Below are 25,816 nucleotides of genomic sequence, written 5' to 3' on the forward strand. Positions count from 1 at the left end.
AATGGCATTAATCAAATCAGTCAGAGGTTTCACTCCTGAATTTGGAGAGAACTGTTTTTTAGCGGACAATGCAGCCATCATCGGAGATGTAAAAATGGGACGTGATTGCAGCATTTGGTTCAGCACCGTACTGCGCGGAGACGTAAACTCCATCCGTATCGGAAACGGGGTCAATATACAAGACGGAAGCGTGCTGCACACCTTATATGAAAAATCAACCATTGAAATAGGCGATCACGTTTCTGTAGGGCACAACGTCACCATTCATGGAGCTACCATTAAAGATTATGCATTGGTAGGCATGGGTTCTACCATTCTCGACCACGCTATTGTGGGTGAAGGCGCTATTGTTGCTGCCGGCTCACTGGTTTTGAGCAACACGGTCATCGAACCGGGAAGCATCTGGGGTGGTGTCCCTGCAAAATTCATCAAAAAAGTAGATCCGGCACAGGCTAAAGAGTTGAATCAGAAGATTGCACATAACTATCTGATGTATTCCAATTGGTATAAGGAATGATAAACTGACGGATATATATAAATAGAAAGCGGGCAGATAATAGTTTATCTGCCCGCTTTCTATTTATATATATCTTAAAAATTAATCATACTCAATATTTTATCCGTGGCTCCAGCGTTACTAGTGACATAATATCCGGCATTCGTTCCTGTCTCACGTAAGAATATATCATCTGTCAGCATCCGGTCAAGCAATTCTTTCAATTCCTCATAATTCTTAATGGAGAAAGCACCCTTAGCTTCTATCAGCTGTATGGCTTCCATAAATTTCTGGTATTTAGGTCCGAATATAACCGGAATTCCATAGACAGCCGCTTCTAATGTGTTATGAATACCCACTCCGAAACCGCCACCTACATATGCTATCTCACCATATCGATAAATAGAGGATAATAAACCGAAGCAATCAATAATCAGGCAATCAGCTTTCAGCACATTCTTTTCGTCCGCACGGGTATAGCGCACATACGGGCGTTTCAATTTCCGGATTATCTCTACCAGGTGATTTTCATCTATCACATGCGGAGCTATTATAAGTTTTACTTCCGGGTGATTATTGAAATATTCGATAAACAAATCTTCATCCGGTTGCCAGGAACTACCGGCAACAAAAGTCATCGTATCATTCTTAAAGAGCTTTACCAAAGGCAATTCTTTAGCTTCTTCACGTATCTGCAAAACCCTGTCGAAGCGCGTATCACCAACTACCGTCACGCGATTGATACCGATCTTAGCCAAATAGCGTTTAGAACGTTCATTCTGCACAAACAAATGATCGAAATTACGTAATACGTGGCGATAAGTCCCTCCGTACCACTTAAAAAAAACCTGTCCGCGACGGAATATAGACGATACACTATATACCGGGATACGACGTTTATGTAATTCATCCAGATAATTCTTCCAGAACTCATATTTGATGAAGAAAGCCATGCAAGGATTCGCTATATCCAGGAATTTCTTCACATTCCGGGGTTTATCAAACGGCAGGTAACATACCACATCCGCCCCACGATAATTCTTACGTACTTCATATCCGGAAGGAGAGAAGAATGTCAGCAATATACCATAATCAGGATATTTGGCACGAATTTTCTCTATCAGAGGACGCCCTTGTTCAAACTCGCCCAAGGAAGCCGCATGAAACCAGATGTAGCGCACATCCTTTTCCAATTGCTGTCTGAGAAGTTCATACACCACCCAATGCCCTTTCATCATTTTACGGGGTTTACGGCTAAAAGGAGCCGCCAGATGCACCAGAAGGTCATAGATACCTATTGCAAGGTCGTAAAACATACTTTCTTCAGCTTGGGTTTCAATTTTATTTCAGTACCTCAATTGCTCGTTTCATACGCGCCAGTGTCTCTTCTTTGCCCAGCACCCAGGAGATGTCGAACATATGCGGGCCTTTCCCCTCGCCTACCAGCGTCAGGCGAAAAGCATTCATTATATTTCCGGTATGGTATCCTTTTTCTGCAATCCAGTCCATCACAATCTTTTCCTGGTTTTCGATGCCGAAATCTTCGATACCTGCCAATACTTCCATCAATTCAGTCATGCACTGGGCAGAATCTTCTTTCCAGCGTTTCTTCACAGTTTTTTCGTCATATTCGGTCGGAGCTACAAAGAAGAAACTGGATGCTTCCCAAAGTTCGCGCACAAAGCTTACACGATTCTTCATCATGCCTACTACAGTTACCACTTTCTCAAACGGAGCTTCCACGCCCTGTTCCTTCAGAACCGGAACAAAAAGTTCTGCTATTTCTGTATCCGGCTTCAACAATATATATTCGTGATTGAACCAGATTCCTTTCTTATAATCAAACTTAGCACCGGATTTGCTGCAATGGCTCAGATCGAACAATTTTATCAGTTCATCCATCGACATGAGTTCCTGATCGTTACCCGGATTCCATCCCAGCAGAGCCAGGAAATTAATTACTGCCTCGGGCAGATAACCCGATTCACGGTATCCGGAAGAAACTTCACCTGTTTTGGGATCATGCCATTCCAGTGGGAATACGGGGAAACCAAGACGGTCACCGTCACGCTTGCTCAACTTACCGTTACCTTCCGGCTTCAGCAGCAAAGGCAAGTGGGCAAAGGCCGGCATCGTATCTTCCCAACCAAAAGCACGGTACAACAACACGTGCAACGGTGCAGAGGGCAACCATTCTTCACCACGAATCACATGGGAAACCTCCATCAAATGGTCGTCTACAATATTTGCCAAGTGATAGGTCGGAAGCTCATCTGCTGATTTATAAAGTACCTTATCATCCAGAATAGAAGAATTAATTATCACCTCACCCCGAATCAGGTCATTTACATGCACATCTTCATTGGGGTCTATCTTAAAACGAACCACGTACTGCTTACCCTCGGCAACCAATGCATCTACTTCTTCTTTAGAAAGTGTCAGTGAATTACGCATTTGCATACGGGTAGAAGCATCATATTGGAAATTGGCTATTTCAGTACGCTTTGCTTCCAACTCCTCGGGAGTATCAAAAGCAATATAAGCCTTACCTGCATCCAATAATACTTTCACATACTTCTTGTATATTTCACGGCGTTCGGACTGGCGGTACGGTCCATGCTCTCCACCAAAGCTGACTCCCTCATCGAACGGGATACCCAACCATTTGAAAGATTCCAATATATATTCTTCTGCACCCGGCACAAAACGGTTACTATCAGTATCTTCGATACGGAAAATCATATCACCTCCATGTTGGCGTGCAAAAAGATAATTGTATAATGCTGTACGCACACCACCAATGTGCAACGCCCCTGTAGGACTTGGGGCAAATCGAACTCTGACTCTTCTTTCTGTCATATTTTGCATTACTTATGAGATAATTAGACGGCAAAATTAAACCTTTTTTTCCACACTAATGTTTTTTTTTGTACTTTTCGCAAAAAATTCAACCGATATGAATAAAATCAAGACCCAAAAAAGCTTTTCTTATAGAGATTTGCTATATAAAGTACTCATATTTATCGGCACGGTAGCTATTATTGTATACTTCCTGCCGCGTGACGGCAAATTTAATTATCAGTTCGATATTGATAAGCCGTGGAAATATGGACAGCTTATGGCTACATTCGATTTTCCTATCTATAAGGACGATGCAGTCGTGAAACGGGAGCAGGATAGTATTCTTGCTGCTTTCCAACCTTATTATCAATTAGATAAAAGTATAGAGAAGACTGCTATCAGTAAGTTGAAAGCAGATTATCAAAGCCATCTGCGTGACATTGTCCCATCTTCCGACTACATGCGTTATCTGGAAAAAAGATTGTCGGAAATTTATAAGGCGGGCATACTTTCTACGGAGGGACTCGACCAACTACGGCAAGACAGCACCACTGCCATTATGGTAATTGATGATAAACTTGCCAACCAACGAAGCACTGAACAACTGTTTTCCGTAAAAGATGCCTATACCTATCTGCTTACTGCGGACACTGCGCACTATTCACCTTTTATTTTACGACAATGTTCTCTCAACGAATACCTGTATCCGAATCTGTCATACGATGAACAGCGCACGGAAACAGCCAAGAAAGAAACCCTCGATAATTATGCCTGGGCAAATGGCATAGTTGTAAGCGGACAGAAGATCATAGACCGGGGAGAAATTGTAGATCAGGAAACCTATAATATTCTTGAAAGTCTACGGAAAGAATCTATTCAGCGCAGTGAGTCACTGGGACAGAAACGCTTGATACTAACAGGGCAAACACTATTTGTCGGTATCTTTATTCTGTGCTTCATGCTTTATCTCGATTTGTTCCGTAAGGACTATTATGAACGTAAGGGCAGCCTGTCCCTACTCTTTACACTGATCATGTTTTATTGTGTGGTAACGGCCCTCATGGTAGCAAATAACATCTACAATGTTTACATTATTCCCTATGCGATGCTGCCGGTCATTATCCGTGTATTCCTCGACTCACGTACGGCATTCCTCACACAGGTAGTCACTATACTGATATGCTCCATTTGTTTACGCTATCCGCATGAGTTCATACTCCTGCAACTGGCCGCCGGTCTGGTTGCCATATTCAGCCTGCGGGAATTATCACAGCGTTCTCAACTTTTCCGCACAGCCCTGTTGGTGATACTTACTTACGCTGCACTTTATTTCTCATTTGAGTTAATTACTGAAAACGACTTGTCAAAACTGAATGGAAGCATGTATACCTACTTCACAGTGAATGGAGTACTTCTATTGTTTACTTATCCGCTTTTATTCTTGTTGGAGAAGACTTTCGGATTTACTTCCAACGTTACTCTGGTAGAGCTTTCCAATATCAACAGTCCGTTACTGCGTCGCTTGTCCGAAACAGTTCCAGGTACTTTCCAGCACTCCATGCAAGTGGCCAACCTTGCAGCAGAAGCAGCCAACCGTATTGGGGCAAAGAGCCAGTTAGTGCGTACCGGTGCTTTATATCATGACATTGGCAAGATGGAAAATCCGGTATTCTTTACTGAGAACCAATCGGGAGGTGTCAATCCGCACAAAAATCTCAGTTATGAACAAAGTGCACAGGTCATCATCAGCCATGTGACGGACGGACTGAAACTGGCTGAGAAGAACAACCTGCCTAAAGTGATAAAAGACTTTATCAGTACTCACCATGGCAGGGGAAAAACGAAGTATTTCTATATTTCCTGGAAAAATGAACACCCGGACGAAGAACCAAACGAAGAATTATTCACTTACCCGGGTCCGAATCCATTCACTCGTGAAACAGCTATCTTAATGATGGCAGATGCCGTGGAAGCTGCATCCCGCAGTTTGCCCGAATATACGGAAGATAGTATCAATAACCTGGTGGACAAGATTATTGATTCGCAAGTAGAAGAAGGTTACTTCAAAGAATGCCCTATCACCTTCAAGGATATCGCCACCGTAAAATCAGTTTTCAAAGAAAAATTGAAAACGATTTACCATACCCGTATCAGCTATCCCGAACTTAAAAAATAAGAAATATGAAAACAACCGCCCAAGACCAAAAACGTACCGAAAGCCTTCTGCAACACAAAGGCGTCCGGCTGCATGACATCCAGAGTTTCAGTTTCATGAAGCGTTTTCGCGAGGTTCCACGCAAAAGCAACCTGAAGGTCAAAGATAAATATGGTGCGGGCATCTTGACATTACACCTGAAACAGGGTAGCCAAAAGGCTTTTTATGTTCGTCCCTTCCAGAAGCCATCATCTATTATCCGCTATCTGATTTCGCAGAACATACCTTTTGATAATTCTATCTCGCGGGAACGGACAGCGGCGGAAATTCCGGCGACTACCTATCAGCGCCCGTCACTCTATATGTTTTATTTCTTTGTGCTTTTCATCACGTTCATGATATTGGGATATCAGGCTATTGCATTCGGAAGTTGGTGGGCATATATTCTGGGCGTCATTTCGTTCGGTCTGAGTATCTATTTCATGCACATGCTGATGACACGCTTCTGCTATCTGAAGATAGACAATAAAAGTCTCAGGATATATAGTGTAGGACGTGAAATAGTGTATCCCTACGAAAAGATACTTAAAGTCAACTTTGACTTTGCACGCGAACAGGCTTTCACGCATGTGATGGAAATATTGGATAAAGATTATCACTATCGTCTTTACTACATAGGCAGGGTATCCCGGCGAACACTGAATGACATTGCTGAGACACTGCAAAGTGCAGGTGTAGACGCTACATGTAGCCTGAATGAAGATAAGAGGTTCTATCAGGATAAACAGATTTTTCACTAAGTAAGCGCTATGAATTACACTCAAAATGAAACGGAAAAGCGCAAAGTTGAGCAGTACTTTTCCAGAAAGAAGATAAATCCGGAGGATATCCAAAGCTTCTGCTTTATGCAGAATTATAAATTCCAGGTAGGTCCTTCAATTCTGATCTTGCAATTGCGGTCCGGAAAAACAAAAATGCTCCGTCCAAACAAAACAGGTACGGAAGTTCTCCATTATTTATTGGACAAACAGATACCTTTCAGCAATTATATTCCACAAGTAAAACAGCTAGTAACAATACCGGAAAAGAGCTATTGGAGTATCTGGAATATACTATTCGACGTTTTCTATACAGCAGTGTTGCTTGTCTTAGGATATGTAATGCTGAAAGCCTTATTACAAGAGCCTACAGGCGAATACTTGGTAAAAGATATAGCCAAGTATTTCGCTCTGACTACCTATGTGATATGCTTTCCTATAGTTCTCTATTATCTTTTCTATAAGTGTCATAGCATCCGAACTGAGCATGAGGGGCTGGTCTTAAGCAACCGTTTTTCCAAACGGGTATTACCTTACGATGAGATACGCAAATTGAACTTCTGTATATTCTCTTCCAAACAGCCACGGGTATTTATAGAACTGATAGATAAGAACTTCTGTTACCAACGTTATTTATTGGGATGGATGCCTCTCAAATCTGCAAAAGAGTTGGCGCTCCTGCTACAATCTTTAGGGATCGATGCAACCGACAGTATTAATCAATAAGGCATAGCGGAAAGCTTCTCTATACCAACGTTAATTCGTCCCACCATAAGGAACATTGCGTCCCCCTATAGGGAACATTGCGTTCCTCCATAAGGGGACGCAATGTTCTCCATAAGGGAACGAATTAGCATCCGCAGTTCCGGCATCTATCTATTACTAAAACAAGGATTAGTATTAGTTGCTTTGCGAAATACGCTCCAACAATCCTACACAAGCATCCTCCAGTAGATCGAGCACATACTCAAATCCTTCGGCTCCACCATAATATGGATCGGGCACGTGGTCGGCATGCGTAAAGCGGGTACAGTATTCCGTCATACGGTGTATCTTCTTCCATTCTTCCGGAGAAGGGGCACGATCTTTCAAGTCATCAATATTCCGGTCGTCCATCCCGATAATCAAATCGAAATTATAGAAATCTTCCGTTCGCACGGGGCGCGAACGATGTGTGAGCTCGTAACCGCGACGAATAGCATGGGCACGCATCCGGCTATCAGGTAATTCCCCCTGATGATAGGACAAGATACCGGCAGAGTCTATCACAAACTGATCTTCCAGTCCGGCTTCTGAAACCAAATGCTTCATCACACCTTCCGCAGAAGAAGAACGGCAAATATTTCCCAGGCAAACAAACAGTATTCTACAAGGTTTCATAAGCACATTTTTTATTTAGAAACGCAAATATAGAAGTTTTTTGTATTCTCTTAAAATATTTCTTCTTCTCAGTTGTCAGCATATACAGAGAACGTTTTCAAAGCAATATGTAAATCATTAAAATTAGAACATCATGAAAAAAAGATTTTTTATTATACCTTTGTTTTGGGTATTAGCCATTGCGGCATTTGGAGCAATAGTCATGTTATTATGGAATTTCGTAGTGCCCGGAGTCTTAGGACTGGCAGCCATCAATTTCTGGCAAGCTCTGGCATTGTTCGTACTTGCACGCATTCTCTTCGGAGGATTCCCGGGCAGAGGAGGTTTCCCCGGCCGAAGAGGAATGCCCGGTGGTAAAGAGGGTAACCCGTTCCGCGCTAAATGGGAGAAGATGTCTCCGGAAGAACGCAAGGACTTCATTAATAAAAGAAAGAAGTTCGGATTCGGCGGTCCTTTCGGCAGAGACGGATTCTTCGACGAGAGAAACTTTGATAGAAACAACGGTAGCGAAACTCCCAAAGAAAATGAATAACCTGACTGGCAAAGACAACAGTTTGGAAGAACTGATTGCAGAACATCAACCCCACCTGAAAGCATTTATCCGCAAGCGGGTTTCCACTAAAGAAGATGCCGAAGATATTCTGCAAGACGTATTGTATCAGTTGGTGAAAACCATTGAAAGCACTTTCAATCCTATCGAGCAGGTTACAGCATGGCTATATCGCGTAGCACGAAATACCATTATCAATAAAGGCAAGAAAATGCAGGAGGAAGAACTGCCGGTTTCGAGCTATGATAAAGAAGACAATGTACTGAGCGAGTTCTCAGAAGTGCTGTTCAGCGATGCTCCCCCTACTCCGGAAATAGAATATATGCGGTCACTCGTTTGGCAAGAGCTTGAAACTGCTCTGGCCGAATTACCGTCCGAACAACGTGAAGCATTCGAATTAATGGAACTGGAAGGATTGTCAGCCAAAGAAGTTGCCAATGCTACCGGAATATCAGTCAACACTTTATTATCACGAAAACATTATGCCGTCATTCACCTTCGCAAACGGCTGAAAGGACTGTATAACGATCTTCTAAATTACTAACCTCAGTTTTTAACTCTCTGTTTATCCACCGGATAACAGCTATTTCCACAAATATTTATGAAAACAATAGTGTCAATTTTGACCATACTACTGTGTATGGTCAGCCCCTCCTATGCCCAACTCATTGCTAAAGATTCTACCGGAGTCATGGCTATCTCTCTGGATGAAGTAACCATCCAGGCACGGTCTATCATCGAAAAAGGTGACCGGAAAGTAATTCTTCCGACCCAGAATCAACTGAAAATGTCGTCCAACGGCATAGACTTATTAGGCAAATTACAACTTCCCCGAATCACAGTTGATATCATATCGGGCGAAATAACCACTTCCGGCAACGGAGAAGTACAATTACGGATTAATGGTGTTCAGGTTACTTACACGGAGATATCCTCCCTCAATCCCGAAGATATTCTCCGCATAGAATATCACGATATGCCGGGTGCGCGCTATGGAAATGCCTCTGCAGTGATCGATTATATAACCAAAACCGCCAAAGTGGGAGGTAGTATCAGCGGAGCAGCCGTCCACAGCCTCAGCGGAAAGCGTTCTTCCATCGACGACGTATTGGCTGGCAGATACAACTACGGGAAATCTGAAATATCAGCCAACGTGCGATATATACAACGGAGAGGAGACTGGACACGTGAGTACGATGAACGCTTTATTTTTCCCGACAAAGAATTACATCGTCTGGAAGTTGGAGAACCTACCTTATTTAATAAAAAGCTACTCACCTCCAACCTTAGCTACAGTTTGCAGGAAAAGGGAAAATATCTCTTTAATGCGCAGTTCAGATATACCCTGCAAGATAATCCCGCCGGATACGAAGATCGGAAAAGTAAACTCTATACCTCCAATTCCGACATTCCTCTATCCATCTATGACCATACCAAGGAACGAAATCACTTACCTGCTCTCGACTTTTATTATCAGCAGGAACTGAAAAACAATCAACGGCTTATTTTCAATCTTGTAGGTACGTACATCAAGAGCAGCAGTACACGCATTTATCAGGAAAAGCAAGAAGACGTAAGTCATACAGAGTTATACTCCGATATCACAGGACAAAAGTATTCGCTGATAGCCGAAGGAACCTATGAGAAGAAGTTGGGACAAGGAACATTGACAGGAGGTCTCAGGCACATACAATCGTACACAGATAACCAATACAAAGGAGAAGAGCAAATGGACGTGATCTTGAAACAAGCGGAAAGCTATGCATATGCCGAATATAAAGGCAAAACACAACACTGGGGATACATAGCCAATCTTACACTCAGCCGCTTCTACTATAGCCAAAGAAACAATCAAAATGAAAGATACGGCCTGCAACCTTCGCTCCTGGTATCTTACAGCCCTCTGGACAAGCTGCATTTCCGCTATCACATCAACCTGAAGAACAAAGCTCCTTCCATTGCTTATCTGAATGATGTGGAACAGAAAATCGACAATTTACAAACGCGCAGAGGGAATCCGTCTTTAAAATCATTCCGTAGTATCATACAGGATTTCAACGCTGTGTTTAGTGCAGGTATTTGCAGTATCGACGCATTGGTCAGCTATACATACGAAAAGAATCCAATCATGCAATCCGTACTTTATGAAGAGGGTATGTTTATTCAGACCTATGAAAACCAGAAGTCCTTCCAACATCTGGCAACGGAGATTACATTCAAGATAAAGCCCTGGAAAGATCACATCAGTCTTTCCGTCACGCCGGGTATTAACCGATACATCAGCACAGGGAACAATTACCTCCATACCTATACCCTGAAAGAACTGCGTATCAACCTAGACGCTTCCTATAAGAACTGGCTCCTGAACTTTATGACTATCACACCGCCCAATCGGTATGTATATGGCGAACAATTAATGAAGGGCGAGTTGATGCATACTTTGATGGTAGGTTATAAACAGTCTGCATGGTCCATTATGGCAGGAATACTCAACCCGTTTATGAAGACCTATCGTTCCGAAAACGAGAACTGGTCAGCATTGACACCAGTAAAGTCGGACATACACAACAATAACATGTCGAATACCTTTGCCATCAAGCTCAACTTCAATCTGAACTTCGGACGACAATACAAGAGCGCTAATAAAAATATTCAGAATATGGATACAGATTCCGGTATTTTGCAGGGGATCAAAGAGTAACTCCTACATCGGATCTACATCGTAATAGACAATCAAAGATTTAAAACGATCCTCCGACACCATTTCTTTCTGAACCTGCACCAACAGTTCACGGGCGCGAGCCATCGGAGCATTATACTCTATCTTGACAATAATCTTCCGGATAAATAAGGTTTGTATCCGGGCAACAGGCGGTTTATCCGGTCCCAGCACACGGGTACCAAAGACTGCACGCAACTTGCCTGACATGGTCTGTGCCATCAAGTCAAGCAGTTGCTCGTTGCGGTTTTTCAGATAAACATATACCAGGCGGTAATATGGGGGATAGTGAAACATCTGCCGCTCAGCAAGTTGTCCGGCTACCATTTGTTCAAAGTCATTGTGAATGACCTGCTCTATAATAGGGTGATCGATACTCTTCGTCTGCAAAATAACACGTCCCCGCTTATTCTTTCGCCCGGCACGTCCGGAAACCTGCGCCATCAATTGGAAAGCACGTTCGTACGAACGGAAATCCGGATAATTCAACATGGTATCTGCATTCAGGATACCTACCACGCTGACATGGTCAAAGTCCAGTCCTTTAGAAACCATTTGCGTGCCTATCAATATATCAGTTTTCCCTTGTTCAAAATCTGCAATGATACGCTCGTAAGCCGAGCGGGTACGGGTAGTATCCAGATCCATGCGTGCAACATTAGCTTCCGGAAACAAAACTTTGATGTCATCTTCTATCTTCTCTGTTCCAAATCCACGATTGCGCAAGTCAGTCCCTTCACAAGCAGGGCATACGCGGGGCAACTGATACGTATAACCGCAATAATGACAAGTCAACTGATTCAATCCTTTATGAAACGTCAGGCTCACATCGCAGTTCTTGCACTTCGGTACCCACCCACATGTATTACATTCAATCATTGGAGCGAAACCACGCCGGTTCTGGAACAAGATAACCTGTTCTTTCTGTGCCAGAGTTTCATGGATATATTGAAGCAGTAATGGAGAAAACGGCCCGTTCATACGTTTTTTACGATGCAATTCGTGTATATCCACCGGAATAATCTCCGGCAACTGTATTTCTTTATATCTCTCTTTCAGCTCCACCAGTCCATACTTTCCGGAAGAGGCATTATGCCACGTCTCAATAGAGGGAGTTGCCGTACCCAGCAAAGTCTTGGCGCCATACAGGGATGCCAGTATAATCGCTGCATTCCGGGCATGATAGCGGGGAGCAGGGTCTTGTTGTTTATAGGTATTCTCATGTTCCTCATCCACAATTACCAACCCCAGATTGCGGAAAGGCAAGAAAACAGAGGAACGGACTCCCAGAATAATATCATATCCTTTTTCCGTCAGTTGCTTTTGCCAGATCTCTACGCGTTCTGCATCGGGAAACTTAGAATGATAAATACCCAAACGATCTCCAAACACCCGTTGCAAACGCTCTGTTATCTGAGTGGTAAGAGCTATTTCCGGCAAAAGATACAATACCTGTTTTCCTTGCCGGATGGCTTCTTCAATCAAGTGTATATAGATTTCTGTTTTTCCGCTGGCAGTCACACCATGCAGCAAGCATACATTTTTGGATTGAAAGCATTGCACAATCCCATCATGTGCCGCCTGTTGATGTTCATTCAACGGATTGATGGGAAGAGTATCCCGTACAACAGCGTGCAGTCGTCCTATTTCCTGCTGATAGACTTCAAAGATATGCTTATCTACCAAACCATTAAACACTGCCGGTGAAGCAGATGCCCGCAACAAAAGCTCTTTCTTCGTGACTTCTTTAGGAAAACTCTTCAGACCGTCCCCTCCCAGAATGCCGGACAGTTCAATGTATTTCATCAGCAAGTCCAGTTGCTTCGGAGCACGTGCCAGTTCATCAAAGAGTTCCTGCAGACGTTTTTCATTCCTCATCTCGTCTGTCAGCCTTACGCGCGTTTCAGTCTTGGGTTTATAAGTTCGGCGCAGTTCTTCTTTCACAAAGATAGCCTCCTTATCCAGCAAAGATTTGATAACAGGAAGTATATTCTTGAATCCACTGTCTTTTTCCAACTTGGTGACACACTGTTCGGGTTCTGCAGAAAGTAAATCCAATATCTTCTGTTCCCGTTCCGGCAGACGGACCTCCGATTCAAAATCCGGATTGTATTCTACCATCGTCTCACTTTCCAGTTTCAAACCAGAAGGCAGAGCAGCTTTATAAACATCCCCTTGTGTACAGAGATAGTAATCAGCCAACCACTCCCAGAACTTGAATTGTTCCGGCAATAGAATCGGGCGGGCATCCAGTAATGTAGAGACTTCTTTTACCTCATAATCCGTCGGTTCACAATAATGCACATTACGCACTATTGCTGTATAGTATTTCTTTCGTCCGAACGGAACTACCACCCGGCAGCCCATCTGTACCTCATCCGCCCATTCTTCGGGCAGCGAATAGGTGAAGCAACGGGGCAAAGGCAAAGGCAATATGACATCTACAAATTTCTTCATCGCGGCGGCAAAGATACGACAAAAAAATAGCGTTGCCAATCAAAATCAGCAACGCTATTTATATGATAAATATTTCTCTTCTTAGAAAAGATAAGCGACAGATACTTGCCAAGTCTTATTCTTTGCACCGACAGCCTTACTCGCTTCTTTCCAGGTAAAACTATCGCCCATCGGGAACTGATAGTTCACACCCACCTGTAAATGCTTAATCAGCTTCACACCGGCTCCCAAGTTAAGTCCTACCTGAGTTTTCTTCCGGTCAACGTTATCTTTCTTGTCGAAATCAAAAAAGAAATCAGGACCGGCAGCAAAATAAATACCCAGTAAGCTACCCAAGCCAATCGTATATTTCAGATTAACGGGAACTTCTACTCCGGTTTGTTTTACGTCACCTTTACCTCTCTGCGAGAATAACAAAGCACCATCAACACCCAGACCTACAATAGGAATTGTAATTTCAGCCATCGGACCAATAAAGAAACCAGTCGAGTTATCCTTATTTCCTTTGAATCCTCCATCCCAGTCTATCTTTGTCAAGTTCACACCACCTTTTACACCCCATTTAAGGAGCTGTGCCTGGGCAGGCATAGCCATAAACATACAGCATACAGCTATAATGAAAGCACTAAAAATCTTCTTCATAATTCTTTTTGTTTAAATTATCGGGACAAATATATGGATTAATTCTTAAAAAGAACAAAATAGATTCATTTTTGTTCAACGCCGTTGTCGTCGCACTGACGCCTTCGGGGCAGCTGCCTCACGCTTAGATACCGACTGAGACTTACCTGAGGAAGATTTAGCCTTAGATGAGGAAGAAGATTTACTTCTAACCGTAACAGTATTGTCACGTCCTTTCTTTTTGGAATTTGCCTTTACAATTTTTGTCCCCGAAGCTGCAGAAACCGAATCTGTCTCCTCTACGAGATCCTTACCATACAATGAATTCTCAAAATCTGCCAGTTCCTTTTCAATCCTTTTCTGCTCTTTCACCATAGCACTATCCGTGGGACAGTATTGCGATAAGGTACGATTTTGCAAATTCGTAGTTTTATAAATATCACCTTTATACAAACGCGCTGCAAAAAAGTCATCCCAAGTACTGTTTGCCGCATTGTTATAATTACTAACGGATATCTTAGACTGCATTAAATGGGGAACCAGATCTTGATAGTTTACCCAGAACATAGGGAATTTGGTCTTTTCCGAACTGAACTCTTCCGATCGGTGCAATACCGGACAAATGGCCGTTATCACCGAACTATAGGTAGAAGTGCGCTGATCAAAATACCAGACTTCTTTTATGAAATAGCTTAATACATCTGCCGAAGGTATATCACTGTTACTGATAGACACAACGCTATCACGGCGATTTGCCACCTTCTTCAATTCATAATAGATCTGGAAACGATCCAACACATCACGAAAAGTCACCTCAGCATCTTTCTGAAAACGTTCCGTACCATCCAGCTGATACTCGTAAGCCGATATTTTCTTCTGTGCCAGCAAACGAAACATCGTTGTGAAAAGATTCATCTTATTCCCCTGCGGTTCCACCGGATAGTACAACGCACCATTGGTATCTTTTGTCAAATCCAGCGTACGGTAGATTTCACGCATCCACACCACATCGTCCGGTAATCCCGGCGAACTGGGATATTGCCTTTGTGCCCACCCTACTGAAAGATTCGATACACACAGAGCGACAGCTATTATGAGTTTCAAGGAAAGTTTCATAGTCTTATACCTTTTATAGTCGATTTCTAATTTCAATTCACAATTACTTCCAACGTAGTAGGCAGTAGACGTTCTACCCCATCCGGCCCCACCGCACGTACCCGGGAAATATAGAAACGTTTACCCCGTGACAAGCGACGGAACATATCTTTTTGACGTGTAGAGAACGAAGCTCCTGAAGACACTTCCGGCACGGCATTCCCCATATTATCAAAGAAAACAGTTTCAAAGCCCAATACCCGGAAATTAATATTCAGCAATCCATCATCAATGGCAGCAACAATACCGGGAGTATTCATCAGGATAGCCTTGGATAGTCCACGACCACCACGATAACGCTTCGGCGTTCCATCTTCCGTATACTCAATAAAGGGTGACGGGTCAGGCAATTGGCGTACACGGTAAGTGTAATCTCCCATTGATTGCGTACGTCCACCCACAGATGCCGTCACACGAATCACTACATCCTTGCCTATAGCTGTAGGACGAGCAATATATCCACTACCGGTGCGGGTTAATGTACCATTCCCACTTACAATACTTGCCTGCACCTGCCCTGCCGGTACTCCGGGAACGGAGATGCTGATGGGATTATCATATCCGGCATAAAGCACATTCATCATAGTAGCAGATACTGTAGCAGTAGGCTCCACCACCGTATATTTTTGGGAGAACTCTCTGCGAAGCACTTCTCCATTACCCTGTGCCAATTCCAGATAACCATCTAAAGAAAATTCCCCTGTACGATTACAAACAGTTTCAAACCAACCTTCGGTATTATCCGGCTGTTTCTTTCCGGCTATATAGATGGACGGGCGTTGTGTAGAATCTACAGCGGCCAAAATAACCCGCGCACTATACGTCCCCCCACGCACCACATTCTGAGAGGTAGGAATTACATAAGCCTGAAGTTGGTTTACACGTACATCCTGCACATCGGTGTTCTGTGTCAGCAAGTGCAATACTTCACCTTCGGCATAACGCACATCACTTTGCAATTTGGTTAATAGAGTGACAGCAGCAGCTACCGGAGTATTTTCAAATATATACTCCTGCCAGTTCTTTCCTGCTGTCAATGCTTTACGTGGAACCTCAGTACTCAGATTATCACGGATAATCTTCTGCTGTACCGGATCAGTAACAAAAGCCAATATTTCACTCCTATATTGATTAATTCGATTGAACAGCTCTTTTCCTTGCCCTCTACCGGGAGCAAGCATTACGAAAGAAGCAGCTTCCAAATCTTCCCTATTGGATATATTGGCAATATCACCGTTTTTCCCATCCGCTTCCTTCACGATACGCAATTTCAATTCATCGACGTAAGCATAGAGCGAATCAGACATATTCTTCACATGTAGCGCTTTCTCAAACCAAGGTCCCACTTTCTCCGGATTACGTTTATTGGCACCGGCAAGCCCATCATATAATGATTGGTTTTGCACAGTCGAGTTCGCCGTTGTACGGGAAAGGCTTTCATCTACCAATGAAAAACCATTCAGCACATCCGACGAAACATTGAGTGCCAACATCGCCATCAAGACGATATACATCAGGTTTATCATCTTCTGACGCGGAGAATCCGGATTAGTATTCAGAGACATGGTGTTATTTACAAATTACAATTTACAATTTGGCTGCGCGATAGCTTTAACTCTCGTTCTATCGCTTCACCACTTTATCACTTAACCTGCACGGCTTGTAGCATACGTGCATAGACTGCATTCAGTTCTTCAATCTGACGAGCCATCTTACGGGTCTGCTCATGTACCTGATCGATAGTGTTGATCTGAGTGCTGGCACTGCGAAGCTGCATTTCATAAATGGCATTGATACCTGCAAGATTACGGTTCAGTGCACTCATTTGCTCGGCATCATGCGACAACGACTCTGCTTGTGCGGTGAAGTGCGAAAGCATTTCGGTCATTTCTTTCAATTGAGCAATATAAGCCTGTGTAGTTTCTTCCATTTCAGGGGTAAAAGCCGGAGCAGGAGTCCCGGATAAATTATTAGCAGCTCCTACAGTCACCGCTACAGACTGTCCTGAAACAGGAACCTGTCTTCTTTCCTGCGATACAATTTGATTAACATCTGCACTGCCCGTCCCTCCGTCACCAACAACTATCACTCCGCCTGCAGCTGTACCGGTCTGCCTGCTTGGCAAGTCGAATGCAGAAATAAAGAACACCAGCACTTCTGTTCCCATACCGATCCAAAGCATCAGATTGGCACCTGGTAAATGCGTCAGTTTAAACAAGGTACCTGCAATAACGACAGCAGCACCCCAGCTATAGGCATAGTTCATTATGACTTTGCCACGATAACTCGCCATAAAATCCTGCAACTTTTGCCCGAAGTCCCTTTTCTTGTTTACAGTATCTTTTTCCATCATTTTACCATTTTAACATCTTATCATTTCCCCTTCTTATTATATCCCACCTGCGTACGCACACAACGGAAACCAATATACGAACGTTGCTCATTCTGATATTCGGACGTCCGTGCATCCGAACGGATGAATGCATTCACATCTTTCCACGAACCTCCACGAACCACTTTTTTCTTCAACGCATACGGATCTTCCGGTGCAGCATTATACCGGATATCCGGATTGATATCGTTTGCCTGCAGAACTCCCGACTCAGTATATGCCGTTGATGTCCATTCTGCAACATTACCCGCCATATCGTAGAGCCCGTTCGAGTTAGGAGAATAAGCCCCCACCCGAGTTGAAATCAGGTTACCATCTTTGGTATAGTTACCCTTGCCGGGTTTATAGTTCGCATTGTAGCACCCACGGTCATCTTTGGTCTCTTCGTTGTCTTTCCAGGGGTACTTATTGTCTTCTCGTCCGCGTGCAGCAAACTCCCACTCTGCTTCAGTCGGCAAGCGATAACGTTGAATATACTTCGCCTGTCCACGCAGTCCTGCAAGTAAATAGTTAGTACGCCATGCACAGAATGCATTGGCCTGTTCCCAACTGACACCTACTACCGGATGTTCGTTATAACTGGGATGATTGAAATACAAACGCATGTATTGTTCATTATTGGCATTGGGAAAATCATTCACCCAGCAGGTCGTATCGGGATAAATGTTCACGATATAGCTGTTCAGGAAGTCCCATTCACTGGATAACGGACGGGTTATAGTACGATTTACAATTCGTCCTTCATCATCAATATATGCTGTATCTTTTGTTATCATGATTACTTCTTCCGAATTCACCTGGACATCTGTGTTCTTGACACGCTCGGCAGGGTTCAAACGATTACGGCGCTTAGCTGCCTCGGTATAGTCATAAATTTCATAATAATAGTTCAGTTGTGTTCCATCCAGCATCAGCGTACCATCAATAGGATGATGCTTATATACACTTTCAATGGCCATCTGCTCATCCTCTGTCGCCCGCTTCCACGGAATAGGCTTCGACCAATTCAAATAAGGTTTGATTGGGTTTCCTTCACGGTCTTCCTCTATCTTATACAATTCGTTGCCGCCATATGCAGGATCTGCCAAGCGCTCGCGGATAATGGAGTCGCGCACCCAGTTGACAAACTGCTTATATTCAGCAATCGTCACTTCCGTATCGTCCATCCAGAAAGATTCTACCGAAATTTCCCGTGAAGGAACGATTGTTCCCCACAAACTGTCTTGCTTATCGGGACCCATTTTTACCGAACCGCGTTTCACCAACACCATGCCATAAGGTGCAGGCTCGTTCCATGCTACAGCACTGGCTCCTATTACCTCGCCACCTCTCATGGAACTGTTGCCTACTGTTCCCATGCACGAAATCAGCGAACCGAACAGCAACAAAGCCGCCCCGTACCACGCATGAATTGTTTTCATTCCTTTATTCTTTCCCATTGTTTATATATTCTCTTACAAAATCCGTACGCTTTTATGCAAGTTCCGGTTTTTCTTAAACACATTCAAATCCAATGCATACCTCACCACCAGATCGTGGCTACCGCTCGCTACACCTATCTTGGAAGTGAAACATTCATAAGCATATCCCAGTGTTACCCCTTGCACGGTCAATCCTATATTGAATGTCACCGAAGTATCGGGCGAGTAGGTCAATCCCCCGCTGAGTACTTTGGAACGATAGCTATAAAACAACTGCCCTGTTACATCCAACCGTGTAGAAGTAAAATCACTTTGCAATTGTATCGAAGGCTGTATGGAAATTAACGGATTACGTGTCTGAATATTGTATCCGCCTGTCAAATAAAAGATAGGATGTATTTTAATCTGGCTTTTTTCTCCTAAAGAGACACGGGGAGCTGTCAGGTGGTGGGCAGAAAAGGCAGCGTAGAATTTAGGGTACGAATAGTATGCCCCCACTCCAAGATCAACAGATGTACCACTCTCCGATGTAGTGGGGAAAGCATCATCATCCGTTTCATCTCCAAGATTAATATCAGAAGGATCAAAAGATACAGTCAGCATACCCACTTGGAGTCCAATACCCAATTTACCCTTTCTGATTTTCATCTGATAGGCGTATTGTCCCCAAAAACGCTGGTTACGGAACAGTCCGATAGCCTCATTGAAAAATCCAACCCCAACGCCATGCTGTTTATTGAATAAAGAAAAAGGCATGTCAGCACCGAAATACATCACGCGGGGAGCATGTGTGAAGCCCATCAACTGCATACCATACGAACCATAAATGTTCATCTTATTATCCGTCTGCCCCGCCCAACCGGGATGATAATATCCCTTCACCGCCCAGTACTGGCTAAAGCGCGCATCAAACTGTGCCTGTCCTTCTGCTACACAGAAGAGAAGACTAATAAGAATTAAGCATTTCAGGATACAATAACGTTTCATCAATATAAGAACTGATAAAACGAAAAAAAATTGTGCAGAATGGCACAGAAATGAACTAATTCAACCCACGAATTGTATATTAGTATATAGAGAATAAAGTTATGCCGCAGATTAAAATTAAACGAGTATATGAAGATCCCGAGGCAGAGGACGGCTACCGCGTGCTGGTAGACCGTCTGTGGCCGCGTGGCATGCAAAAGGAACACCTGAAATATGATGTTTGGGAAAAAGACATCACCCCTTCCCCCGAACTCAGAAAGTGGTTTCATGAAGACCCGGTGAAACATTGGGAAGGTTTCTCTGCTATGTACCGGAAAGAGTTGGAAACATCTGAAGCTGCACGAAACTTTCTCACAGCAATCAGGTCTTATAAAACGGTTACTTTATTATATGCCTCCAAAGAGCCTGTCCGAAACCATGCTCGCATTCTGCAAGAGTTTCTGGAAGCCCACCTTGGGTAATCGTGATTATTCACTATCTTTGCAGCAGCAGTCCATCTTAAACGGGCGGCATAACTATTTTCAGAAAGGACAACCATGATAGAGTTGCGAACAGTCAACCTGACCCGTTATATCACTCCTTTGCGCGAAGGCGGATCATTGCCCGCACTGGCAGAAGCTGACGACGAATTTAAATACGTCGTAAAGTTTCGTGGCGCCGGACATGGCACTAAGGCATTGATATCCGAATTAATCGGTGGAGAGGTTGCGCACATACTGGGATTCAAAGTGCCGGAACTGGTATTTCTGAATCTTGATGAAGCATTCGGACGTACCGAAGGAGATGAAGAAATACAAGATTTATTGCAAGCCAGCCGTGGGTTAAACCTGGGACTGCACTTCCTGTCAGGTGCTCTGACTTTTGACCCCGTAGCAACTAAAGTAAACCCTGAGCTGGCTTCCCGTATTGTCTGGCTGGATGCCTATCTGACCAATATAGACCGTACCTTCCGCAATACTAATATGCTGATGTGGCATAAAGAGCTTTGGCTGATAGACCAGGGTGCTTCACTTTATTTCCACCACTCGTGGGAAAACTGGGAGAAACATGCCGTAAGCCCATTCCCCTATATAAAAAATCACGTATTGCTGCCCGAAGCATCCCGACTTGAAGAAGCCGATACAGCTTTACGTTCCATGCTGACAGAGGAAAAGATACAACAGATCGTAGCACTTATCCCTGACGACTGGTTGCATTGGGAGGATACACATGAGACACCCGAAGAAATCAGAGATATTTATACCCACTTTCTGACCGAAAGACTGGCTCATTCCGAAACATTTGTAAAAGAAGCACAGAATGCAAGGAAAACACTTATATGAATACGCAGTTATCCGCCTGGTACCCAGAGTAGAACGTGAGGAGTTCTTTAATGTGGGCGTCATCCTTTTCTCTAAAAAGGCAGGCTACATCAAGTCCGTTTGCCAGGTAAACGAGGACAAACTGAAGCTATATATTTCTGAAGTAGACCGGGAATCGGTATTTGCACACTTGGACGTATTCAATAAAATATGTTCGGGAGCCAAAGACGGTGGCCCTATAGCCCAACTCGATGTACCGGAACGTTTTCGTTGGCTGACTGCCGTGAGAAGTTCCTGTATTCAAACGTCCCGTCCACATGCCGGTTTCTCCGACGATCTGGACAGGACGTTAGAAAGATTATTTAAAGAATTGGTTCTATAGGGGAACAGCGTACTTCGCTTTCAGCTCCTCCACTCCCATTCCGGTAAAATAGTCTTCAATAAAATCCCAACGCTTCGCATCATCCATTCCATCCGTCCCGAAGAAGAAGGAAAACAGTTCAATCTGCTCCTGAAACACCTGTTCATTATTCTCGAGAATAAAATTGTGATATTCATCGGAAGATGCGATCTGCTGCAGGCTCTTCGGATCATCGAAACATACCAGCACACAAGGTGTCCCCCCTCCTTCGACACTGAATGAAAGACAATCGAGCATGGAAAGCAGGTTAAGCAACATATTCAGATCGGAGAATGGTGTACTGTAAAACAATAAACGATCTCCTTTTTTACCGACAATACGTTGACTGAATAGCTTCTGATAGCGGGATAACAAAAGATCAAACCCTTTTGTCACTGTAAAAGAGAGTTCGTTGGAATCCTTCTTTTTCACACTGCTGATATAGCTCACACTGCGTCCCTCTTCCGTACGTGACTCCAGCAACGAGCCAATAAAGCGTTTTGCCGATGGTACATCCATACCATGTTCAGCAAATACCGCACGCAATTCTTCTTCATCAAAACGTCCTTTTGTCTTTCGCAGCTTATCGACAAGCAGAATTTTCAAGCTATTGAACAGTGCATCCATCCGTTGACGAATTACGGTGGCATCTTCTTTCAACAAAACCTCGTGCTTACCAACAGATACCGCACGAGAACCTTCCCACAACGTACCCCCATTCAACTTTTGCTTAAACTCCCGATAGCCCAACTCAGCAAAGCGCTCTTCCCACAGCTTTTCCAGACGTGCTGTGTACACGTCTTCCGTACCTTCCACTTTAGTAAGATAATCCTTGAATTCACGAATAAAAACATCGCCTGTCTTATCCTGGATATATCCTTCCGTCAATAGATTCTGCGGACTGACCTCCAACAACTTCTTTCCGTAACGATGGCTCAAATCATCTTCCAACCATAATAAAGCTGTCTTAATCAACTGTCCCAATTCTGCCTCGTATTCCAACTTGTTTTTCATTCGCGGCAATTTCACCACAAATTCGAAGTCAGACAAAGACACCAGCATTTCCTGCTTTTTGCCCTTCATCCGATATACTTCCATCAACTTTTTCAGTATCAACGATAACTGCTCCTGGGCTATATTACCCGCCATATGCAGGCGTTTCATATAATAAAAGTCTCGTTCATGATAATCTGTTGCCGAAACGCCATGAATATCCATATCACGCGCCGCACGTCCTATCTCCTGTATATAATCGACAAACGTACTGGAAGGTGCCACATGATATACCCGGTCGATGTCGCTGATATCCACACCCATACCGAATGCCTTGGTAGCTACAATCATACGTTTCTCTCCTTCCTTGAACTCCTGCACAATCGCTGCTTTCTGTTCCTTATCCTTCTTGCCATAGTAGGAAGCTACCAAACGCCAATCAGCAGGTTGCACCCACGTCTTCAGACGCATATCGATGCCACCCGCAAAAGGATAATAAAGAATCGTCTTATGCCCGTCGAGGAAATCATCTACACGACCCGCCACGACACGTTGCTTGGCTTTATCGTACGTTTCGCCTTCTTCTATTTCCATCTGCCGGATATCGAATCCGATATTCCTGCGTTTCACCGTACCTGCATAGAGCACACACGGCTCCATTTGCAACGAACGAATCGTTTCGAACACCATATCGTTGCCTCCCTTCGGATTCCAGACAGCAGTAGCCGTCAGCGCAAAAAGCGGAAACGCATAGCCCAGACTCTTCTTCAAACCTTGCAGATAACGTCCCAGGAACCAATAATCCACCCGGAATTCTTTACCCCAAGTAGTTACTGTATGAGCCTCATCCACTACAACCAAACCAATACGACGCTCACCTGCGAAGTGCTTGATATCATATGAAAGCAATAACTCCGGCGAAAGATAAAACAAATCCACCTCACCTTCACGCACCTGCCGGTATACCTCATTCTTTTGCTCAGGCGATAAATCGGAAGAAGCATACGCTACGCGAGTATATCCCAAATCCCGTAAACCTTCCACCTGATCCACAATCAGTGCCTTCAGAGGAGATACAACAATAGTAAGCAATCCGTATTCATTGCCCAAATAAATACCAGGCAATTGGAACAATAAGGATTTTCCAGCCCCAGTAGGTGCTGTCAGCAGAATATTATCCACATCAGTTTCCCCATTCCGTGCCTTTTCCGCTTCAACAATGACACTTTCTATCAATTGTCCCTGCGAAATGTGGAGCGTCTCTTTCCCCTTGAATAAGTCGTCGTACACTTCCAGGTCACGAAATTGTTCGTACCCGTAAGTCCCTTTTAAAAGGGTATGCACCGCTTCCCGACAATCTCCGGGCAAATGCCGTTCTTTCAATTCCGGCAAGCGGCGTACCGTTTCTTCTTGTGTTTCAGTCATAATGGAATAAATATAAAAAAGAGACAATCCATTAATCTGTCAAAAACAGATTTTACGGACTGCCTCTTTTATGTGTTAACTACCTCGTATCCCCTTAGGTATGGCAAGGCTTTAAAAAGCGTATCTAATACTCCTCTTCGTTAAAGAAGAAATCCTCTTTGCTCGGATAGTCAGGCCATATATCTTCGATGCTCTCATAAATATCGCCTTCATCTTCCATTTCCTGCAAATTTTCAATCACTTCAAGCGGAGCGCCCGAACGTATAGCATAATCGATTAATTCGTCCTTGGTTGCCGGCCAGGGAGCATCTTCCAGTTTAGATGCTAATTCCAATGTCCAATACATAAGTTCTAAGTATTAAAATTGTGAATATTAAGTCCTACTTTCTATTTTTCGGCAAAAGTATAATAAAATCTCTCACTTACAACTATTATCCCAAAATATTTCATCTTTTTTCTCATCCTGGTTGATTTTCCGTGACAAGACAAACAAATAATCGGACAAACGGTTCACATAAGCAAGTAATTCAGTAACTACTTCGCATTGTTCAGCCAAGGCCAGGATACGTCGTTCAGCCCTGCGGCAAACTGTGCGGCAAACATGACAAACCGATGCTCCGCGACTGCCGCCCGGCAATATAAAAGCATGTAACGGGGGAAGCAGGTTATCAAGTCGGTCTATTTCCCGTTCGATACGCTCTATCTCTTCCGGATGAATAACACTGGCACATTTCAAGTCCGTTTTTTCCAGATCGGTGGCCAGATTGGAACCCACTGCGAAAAGACGATCCTGAATATGGCGTACAAGCATCTGATCCGCTTCATCGGACAAATAAGTGATAAGCACTCCCAGGTTAGCGTTTAACTCGTCTACTGTGCCGTATGCTTCCAGACGAACGTGGGTTTTAGGAACCCGGGTGCCGCCTACCAACGAAGTGGTACCTTTATCACCGGTTTTAGTATATATTTTCATAAGCGATTGGTGTTTAGTGATTAGTGATTAGAGGTTAGTGGAGCGGTTAATCACTAATCACTACCCCCTAATCACTTATTCAAACGCCTAAAGATAATCAAAAGTTGACAATATAGTCTTGTTTTATCTTTGTTTTATCAAAGAATAGGATGCCAAGGTCATAAAGGTCGAATGTAATACCTACATGTTCATCCTGCTGCATGCGTTTCCAAAGGGCTTTCATCTGCGAAGTGTAGCAGATTCCTTCGACCACAAAAGCGGAGTTCCGTATAGTACGTGCAGCACAGATGCGGAATACTTCCTCCACAAATTCCGGATGACGGTAGTCGTGCAGATAGAGAAAGCCAACTGGTACTCCGGCTTCCAGAAATAGCTCGGAAAGTTCAGAAGCAGATGTATAGTCGGCCCCTTCCTTACCGGCTTTCAGGTAAAGGGAAGAAGCAGCAAGAGTACCGGCATCTACTATCGTATCGGGCTGTATATAATTCACCAACCGGAACAAAAGGCGTTTCACCTTTTTCGACTCATACTTCCAACGCCCGTCTTTTTGAGGTGCTAACTTCTTTTGTTCTGCCGCCAGGTCTTTATACTTATAATAAGGAGTATTTTCATAAATCACCTGTGTAATCAAGTTGAAAGCAAAAGGAGAATGCACTCCGTAACCGCAACGATGACGGAAACGGTGCAACCAGATAAAAGGACGTTTCAGAGCTAATGTGATACGGTTCATAA

At 43.7% G+C, this 25,816-nt stretch carries 24 protein-coding genes; 10 read left to right on the plus strand and 14 right to left on the minus strand.

The annotated features are described in order from the left end of the window. The first annotated feature begins 1 nt into the window (after position 1). A complete protein-coding gene (locus tag DW036_RS23345) occupies positions 2 to 517 on the plus strand; it encodes a gamma carbonic anhydrase family protein (RefSeq protein WP_007662112.1) in 516 nt (171 codons plus the stop codon). 74 nt (positions 518 to 591) lie between these two features. Here the strand turns inward: DW036_RS23345 and DW036_RS23350 are convergent, their stop codons facing one another. Then, a complete protein-coding gene (locus tag DW036_RS23350) occupies positions 592 to 1,812 on the minus strand; it encodes a 3-deoxy-D-manno-octulosonic acid transferase (RefSeq protein ID WP_118466398.1) in 1,221 nt (406 codons plus the stop codon). Between the two features lie 25 nt (positions 1,813 to 1,837). Beyond that, on the minus strand, positions 1,838 to 3,355 hold the full coding sequence (gltX, locus tag DW036_RS23355) for a glutamate--tRNA ligase (protein ID WP_118466399.1): 1,518 nt from the start codon (positions 3,353 to 3,355) through the stop codon (positions 1,838 to 1,840). A gap of 97 nt (positions 3,356 to 3,452) precedes the next feature. Between gltX and DW036_RS23360 the strand changes: the two genes are divergently transcribed. The 3 genes from DW036_RS23360 to DW036_RS23370 are packed head-to-tail and all read left to right on the plus strand — an operon-like array spanning position 3,453 to position 7,036. Beyond that, positions 3,453 to 5,513 carry an HD family phosphohydrolase gene (locus tag DW036_RS23360; RefSeq protein ID WP_118466447.1) on the plus strand — a complete coding sequence of 687 codons (2,061 nt, stop codon included), beginning with the start codon at positions 3,453 to 3,455 and terminating at the stop codon, positions 5,511 to 5,513. Between the two features lie 5 nt (positions 5,514 to 5,518). Next, a complete protein-coding gene (locus tag DW036_RS23365; protein WP_118466400.1) occupies positions 5,519 to 6,292 on the plus strand; it encodes a hypothetical protein in 774 nt (257 codons plus the stop codon). A 9-nt stretch (positions 6,293 to 6,301) separates the two neighbouring features. Continuing rightward, positions 6,302 to 7,036 carry a hypothetical protein gene (locus tag DW036_RS23370; RefSeq protein ID WP_118466401.1) on the plus strand — a complete coding sequence of 245 codons (735 nt, stop codon included), beginning with the start codon at positions 6,302 to 6,304 and terminating at the stop codon, positions 7,034 to 7,036. Between the two features lie 174 nt (positions 7,037 to 7,210). Here DW036_RS23370 and DW036_RS23375 read toward each other — a convergent pair whose 3' ends face one another. Further along, positions 7,211 to 7,690, minus strand: coding sequence for a low molecular weight protein-tyrosine-phosphatase (locus DW036_RS23375; protein ID WP_118466402.1), 480 nt, complete (start codon positions 7,688 to 7,690; stop codon positions 7,211 to 7,213). A 133-nt stretch (positions 7,691 to 7,823) separates the two neighbouring features. Between DW036_RS23375 and DW036_RS23380 the strand changes: the two genes are divergently transcribed. The 3 genes from DW036_RS23380 to DW036_RS23390 are packed head-to-tail and all read left to right on the plus strand — an operon-like array spanning position 7,824 to position 10,941. After that, positions 7,824 to 8,222, plus strand: coding sequence for a hypothetical protein (locus DW036_RS23380; RefSeq protein ID WP_118466403.1), 399 nt, complete (start codon positions 7,824 to 7,826; stop codon positions 8,220 to 8,222). Beyond that, positions 8,215 to 8,784 (plus strand): RNA polymerase sigma factor, encoded by a 570-nt coding sequence (locus DW036_RS23385; RefSeq protein ID WP_118466404.1) that lies wholly within the window; start codon positions 8,215 to 8,217, stop codon positions 8,782 to 8,784. The genes DW036_RS23380 and DW036_RS23385 overlap by 8 nt, the downstream gene beginning before the upstream one ends. Before the next feature lie 57 nt (positions 8,785 to 8,841). Beyond that, entirely contained in the window at positions 8,842 to 10,941 is a 2,100-nt protein-coding gene (locus DW036_RS23390; RefSeq protein ID WP_233560534.1) for an outer membrane beta-barrel family protein, read from the plus strand. Positions 10,942 to 10,944: 3 nt separating this feature from the next. On the opposite strand, the gene priA is transcribed toward DW036_RS23390, so the two are convergent. The 7 genes from priA to DW036_RS23425 form a co-directional block, all read right to left on the minus strand. Then, entirely contained in the window at positions 10,945 to 13,416 is a 2,472-nt protein-coding gene (gene priA, locus DW036_RS23395; protein ID WP_118466406.1) for a primosomal protein N', read from the minus strand. A gap of 81 nt (positions 13,417 to 13,497) precedes the next feature. Further along, positions 13,498 to 14,058: a porin family protein gene (locus tag DW036_RS23400; RefSeq protein WP_007662101.1), complete on the minus strand. Its 561-nt coding sequence runs from the start codon at positions 14,056 to 14,058 to the stop codon at positions 13,498 to 13,500. Positions 14,059 to 14,133: 75 nt separating this feature from the next. Then, positions 14,134 to 15,153, minus strand: coding sequence for a gliding motility protein GldN (gene gldN, locus DW036_RS23405; protein WP_118466407.1), 1,020 nt, complete (start codon positions 15,151 to 15,153; stop codon positions 14,134 to 14,136). A 32-nt stretch (positions 15,154 to 15,185) separates the two neighbouring features. Then, positions 15,186 to 16,757 carry a gliding motility protein GldM gene (gldM, locus tag DW036_RS23410; RefSeq protein WP_118466408.1) on the minus strand — a complete coding sequence of 524 codons (1,572 nt, stop codon included), beginning with the start codon at positions 16,755 to 16,757 and terminating at the stop codon, positions 15,186 to 15,188. A 77-nt stretch (positions 16,758 to 16,834) separates the two neighbouring features. Beyond that, positions 16,835 to 17,545: a gliding motility protein GldL gene (gene gldL / locus DW036_RS23415; RefSeq protein WP_118466409.1), complete on the minus strand. Its 711-nt coding sequence runs from the start codon at positions 17,543 to 17,545 to the stop codon at positions 16,835 to 16,837. Between the two features lie 20 nt (positions 17,546 to 17,565). Further along, on the minus strand, positions 17,566 to 19,023 hold the full coding sequence (locus tag DW036_RS23420; protein WP_118466410.1) for an SUMF1/EgtB/PvdO family nonheme iron enzyme: 1,458 nt from the start codon (positions 19,021 to 19,023) through the stop codon (positions 17,566 to 17,568). Positions 19,024 to 19,038: 15 nt separating this feature from the next. Continuing rightward, positions 19,039 to 19,992, minus strand: coding sequence for a PorP/SprF family type IX secretion system membrane protein (locus tag DW036_RS23425; RefSeq protein WP_118466411.1), 954 nt, complete (start codon positions 19,990 to 19,992; stop codon positions 19,039 to 19,041). A 101-nt stretch (positions 19,993 to 20,093) separates the two neighbouring features. On the opposite strand from DW036_RS23425, the gene DW036_RS23430 reads away from it, so the two are divergent. From DW036_RS23430 to DW036_RS23440, 3 genes are all read left to right on the plus strand, one after another. Beyond that, positions 20,094 to 20,453 carry a DUF488 domain-containing protein gene (locus DW036_RS23430; RefSeq protein ID WP_118466412.1) on the plus strand — a complete coding sequence of 120 codons (360 nt, stop codon included), beginning with the start codon at positions 20,094 to 20,096 and terminating at the stop codon, positions 20,451 to 20,453. A gap of 78 nt (positions 20,454 to 20,531) precedes the next feature. Next, positions 20,532 to 21,314, plus strand: coding sequence for a HipA family kinase (locus DW036_RS23435; protein WP_118466448.1), 783 nt, complete (start codon positions 20,532 to 20,534; stop codon positions 21,312 to 21,314). Further along, positions 21,292 to 21,675: a DUF3037 domain-containing protein gene (locus DW036_RS23440; protein WP_118466413.1), complete on the plus strand. Its 384-nt coding sequence runs from the start codon at positions 21,292 to 21,294 to the stop codon at positions 21,673 to 21,675. Before DW036_RS23435 ends, DW036_RS23440 begins: the two co-directional genes overlap by 23 nt. On the opposite strand, the gene DW036_RS23445 is transcribed toward DW036_RS23440, so the two are convergent. The 4 genes from DW036_RS23445 to DW036_RS23460 all read right to left on the minus strand — a co-directional run bounded on the left by DW036_RS23445 (position 21,670) and on the right by DW036_RS23460 (position 25,814). Then, positions 21,670 to 24,111 (minus strand): helicase-related protein, encoded by a 2,442-nt coding sequence (locus DW036_RS23445; protein ID WP_118466449.1) that lies wholly within the window; start codon positions 24,109 to 24,111, stop codon positions 21,670 to 21,672. The two genes, DW036_RS23440 and DW036_RS23445, sit on opposite strands and share 6 nt — an antisense overlap. Before the next feature lie 124 nt (positions 24,112 to 24,235). Then, entirely contained in the window at positions 24,236 to 24,457 is a 222-nt protein-coding gene (locus DW036_RS23450) for a DUF2795 domain-containing protein (protein WP_007212024.1), read from the minus strand. A 72-nt stretch (positions 24,458 to 24,529) separates the two neighbouring features. Continuing rightward, complete coding sequence (locus DW036_RS23455; protein ID WP_118466414.1) at positions 24,530 to 25,084, minus strand: cob(I)yrinic acid a,c-diamide adenosyltransferase; 555 nt, start codon at positions 25,082 to 25,084, stop codon at positions 24,530 to 24,532. Between the two features lie 97 nt (positions 25,085 to 25,181). Further along, positions 25,182 to 25,814 (minus strand): hypothetical protein, encoded by a 633-nt coding sequence (locus DW036_RS23460; RefSeq protein ID WP_118466415.1) that lies wholly within the window; start codon positions 25,812 to 25,814, stop codon positions 25,182 to 25,184. Between the last annotated feature and the right edge of the window lie 2 nt (positions 25,815 to 25,816).

Source organism: Bacteroides sp. AF39-11AC, assembly GCF_003474285.1.
GTDB lineage: Bacteria > Bacteroidota > Bacteroidia > Bacteroidales > Bacteroidaceae > Bacteroides.

Excerpts from the sequence above, each read along its gene's own strand:
- DW036_RS23350 (WP_118466398.1), bottom strand. The coding sequence starts at position 1,812 with ATGTTTTACGACCTTGCAATAGGTATCTATGACCTTCTGGTGCATCTG.
- gltX (WP_118466399.1), bottom strand. The coding sequence starts at position 3,355 with ATGACAGAAAGAAGAGTCAGAGTTCGATTTGCCCCAAGTCCTACAGGG.
- DW036_RS23375 (WP_118466402.1), bottom strand. The coding sequence starts at position 7,690 with ATGAAACCTTGTAGAATACTGTTTGTTTGCCTGGGAAATATTTGCCGT.
- DW036_RS23420 (WP_118466410.1), bottom strand. The coding sequence starts at position 19,023 with ATGGGAAAGAATAAAGGAATGAAAACAATTCATGCGTGGTACGGGGCG.
- DW036_RS23345 (WP_007662112.1), top strand. The coding sequence starts at position 2 with ATGGCATTAATCAAATCAGTCAGAGGTTTCACTCCTGAATTTGGAGAG.
- DW036_RS23390 (WP_233560534.1), top strand. The coding sequence starts at position 8,842 with ATGAAAACAATAGTGTCAATTTTGACCATACTACTGTGTATGGTCAGC.
- gldN (WP_118466407.1), bottom strand. The coding sequence starts at position 15,153 with ATGAAACTTTCCTTGAAACTCATAATAGCTGTCGCTCTGTGTGTATCG.
- DW036_RS23360 (WP_118466447.1), top strand. The coding sequence starts at position 3,453 with ATGAATAAAATCAAGACCCAAAAAAGCTTTTCTTATAGAGATTTGCTA.
- DW036_RS23380 (WP_118466403.1), top strand. The coding sequence starts at position 7,824 with ATGAAAAAAAGATTTTTTATTATACCTTTGTTTTGGGTATTAGCCATT.
- DW036_RS23370 (WP_118466401.1), top strand. The coding sequence starts at position 6,302 with ATGAATTACACTCAAAATGAAACGGAAAAGCGCAAAGTTGAGCAGTAC.
- gldL (WP_118466409.1), bottom strand. The coding sequence starts at position 17,545 with ATGATGGAAAAAGATACTGTAAACAAGAAAAGGGACTTCGGGCAAAAG.
- DW036_RS23450 (WP_007212024.1), bottom strand. The coding sequence starts at position 24,457 with ATGTATTGGACATTGGAATTAGCATCTAAACTGGAAGATGCTCCCTGG.
- DW036_RS23440 (WP_118466413.1), top strand. The coding sequence starts at position 21,292 with ATGCAAGGAAAACACTTATATGAATACGCAGTTATCCGCCTGGTACCC.
- DW036_RS23460 (WP_118466415.1), bottom strand. The coding sequence starts at position 25,814 with ATGAACCGTATCACATTAGCTCTGAAACGTCCTTTTATCTGGTTGCAC.
- DW036_RS23400 (WP_007662101.1), bottom strand. The coding sequence starts at position 14,058 with ATGAAGAAGATTTTTAGTGCTTTCATTATAGCTGTATGCTGTATGTTT.
- gldM (WP_118466408.1), bottom strand. The coding sequence starts at position 16,757 with ATGTCTCTGAATACTAATCCGGATTCTCCGCGTCAGAAGATGATAAAC.
- DW036_RS23365 (WP_118466400.1), top strand. The coding sequence starts at position 5,519 with ATGAAAACAACCGCCCAAGACCAAAAACGTACCGAAAGCCTTCTGCAA.
- priA (WP_118466406.1), bottom strand. The coding sequence starts at position 13,416 with ATGAAGAAATTTGTAGATGTCATATTGCCTTTGCCTTTGCCCCGTTGC.
- DW036_RS23385 (WP_118466404.1), top strand. The coding sequence starts at position 8,215 with ATGAATAACCTGACTGGCAAAGACAACAGTTTGGAAGAACTGATTGCA.
- DW036_RS23455 (WP_118466414.1), bottom strand. The coding sequence starts at position 25,084 with ATGAAAATATATACTAAAACCGGTGATAAAGGTACCACTTCGTTGGTA.
- DW036_RS23425 (WP_118466411.1), bottom strand. The coding sequence starts at position 19,992 with ATGAAACGTTATTGTATCCTGAAATGCTTAATTCTTATTAGTCTTCTC.
- DW036_RS23430 (WP_118466412.1), top strand. The coding sequence starts at position 20,094 with ATGCCGCAGATTAAAATTAAACGAGTATATGAAGATCCCGAGGCAGAG.
- DW036_RS23445 (WP_118466449.1), bottom strand. The coding sequence starts at position 24,111 with ATGACTGAAACACAAGAAGAAACGGTACGCCGCTTGCCGGAATTGAAA.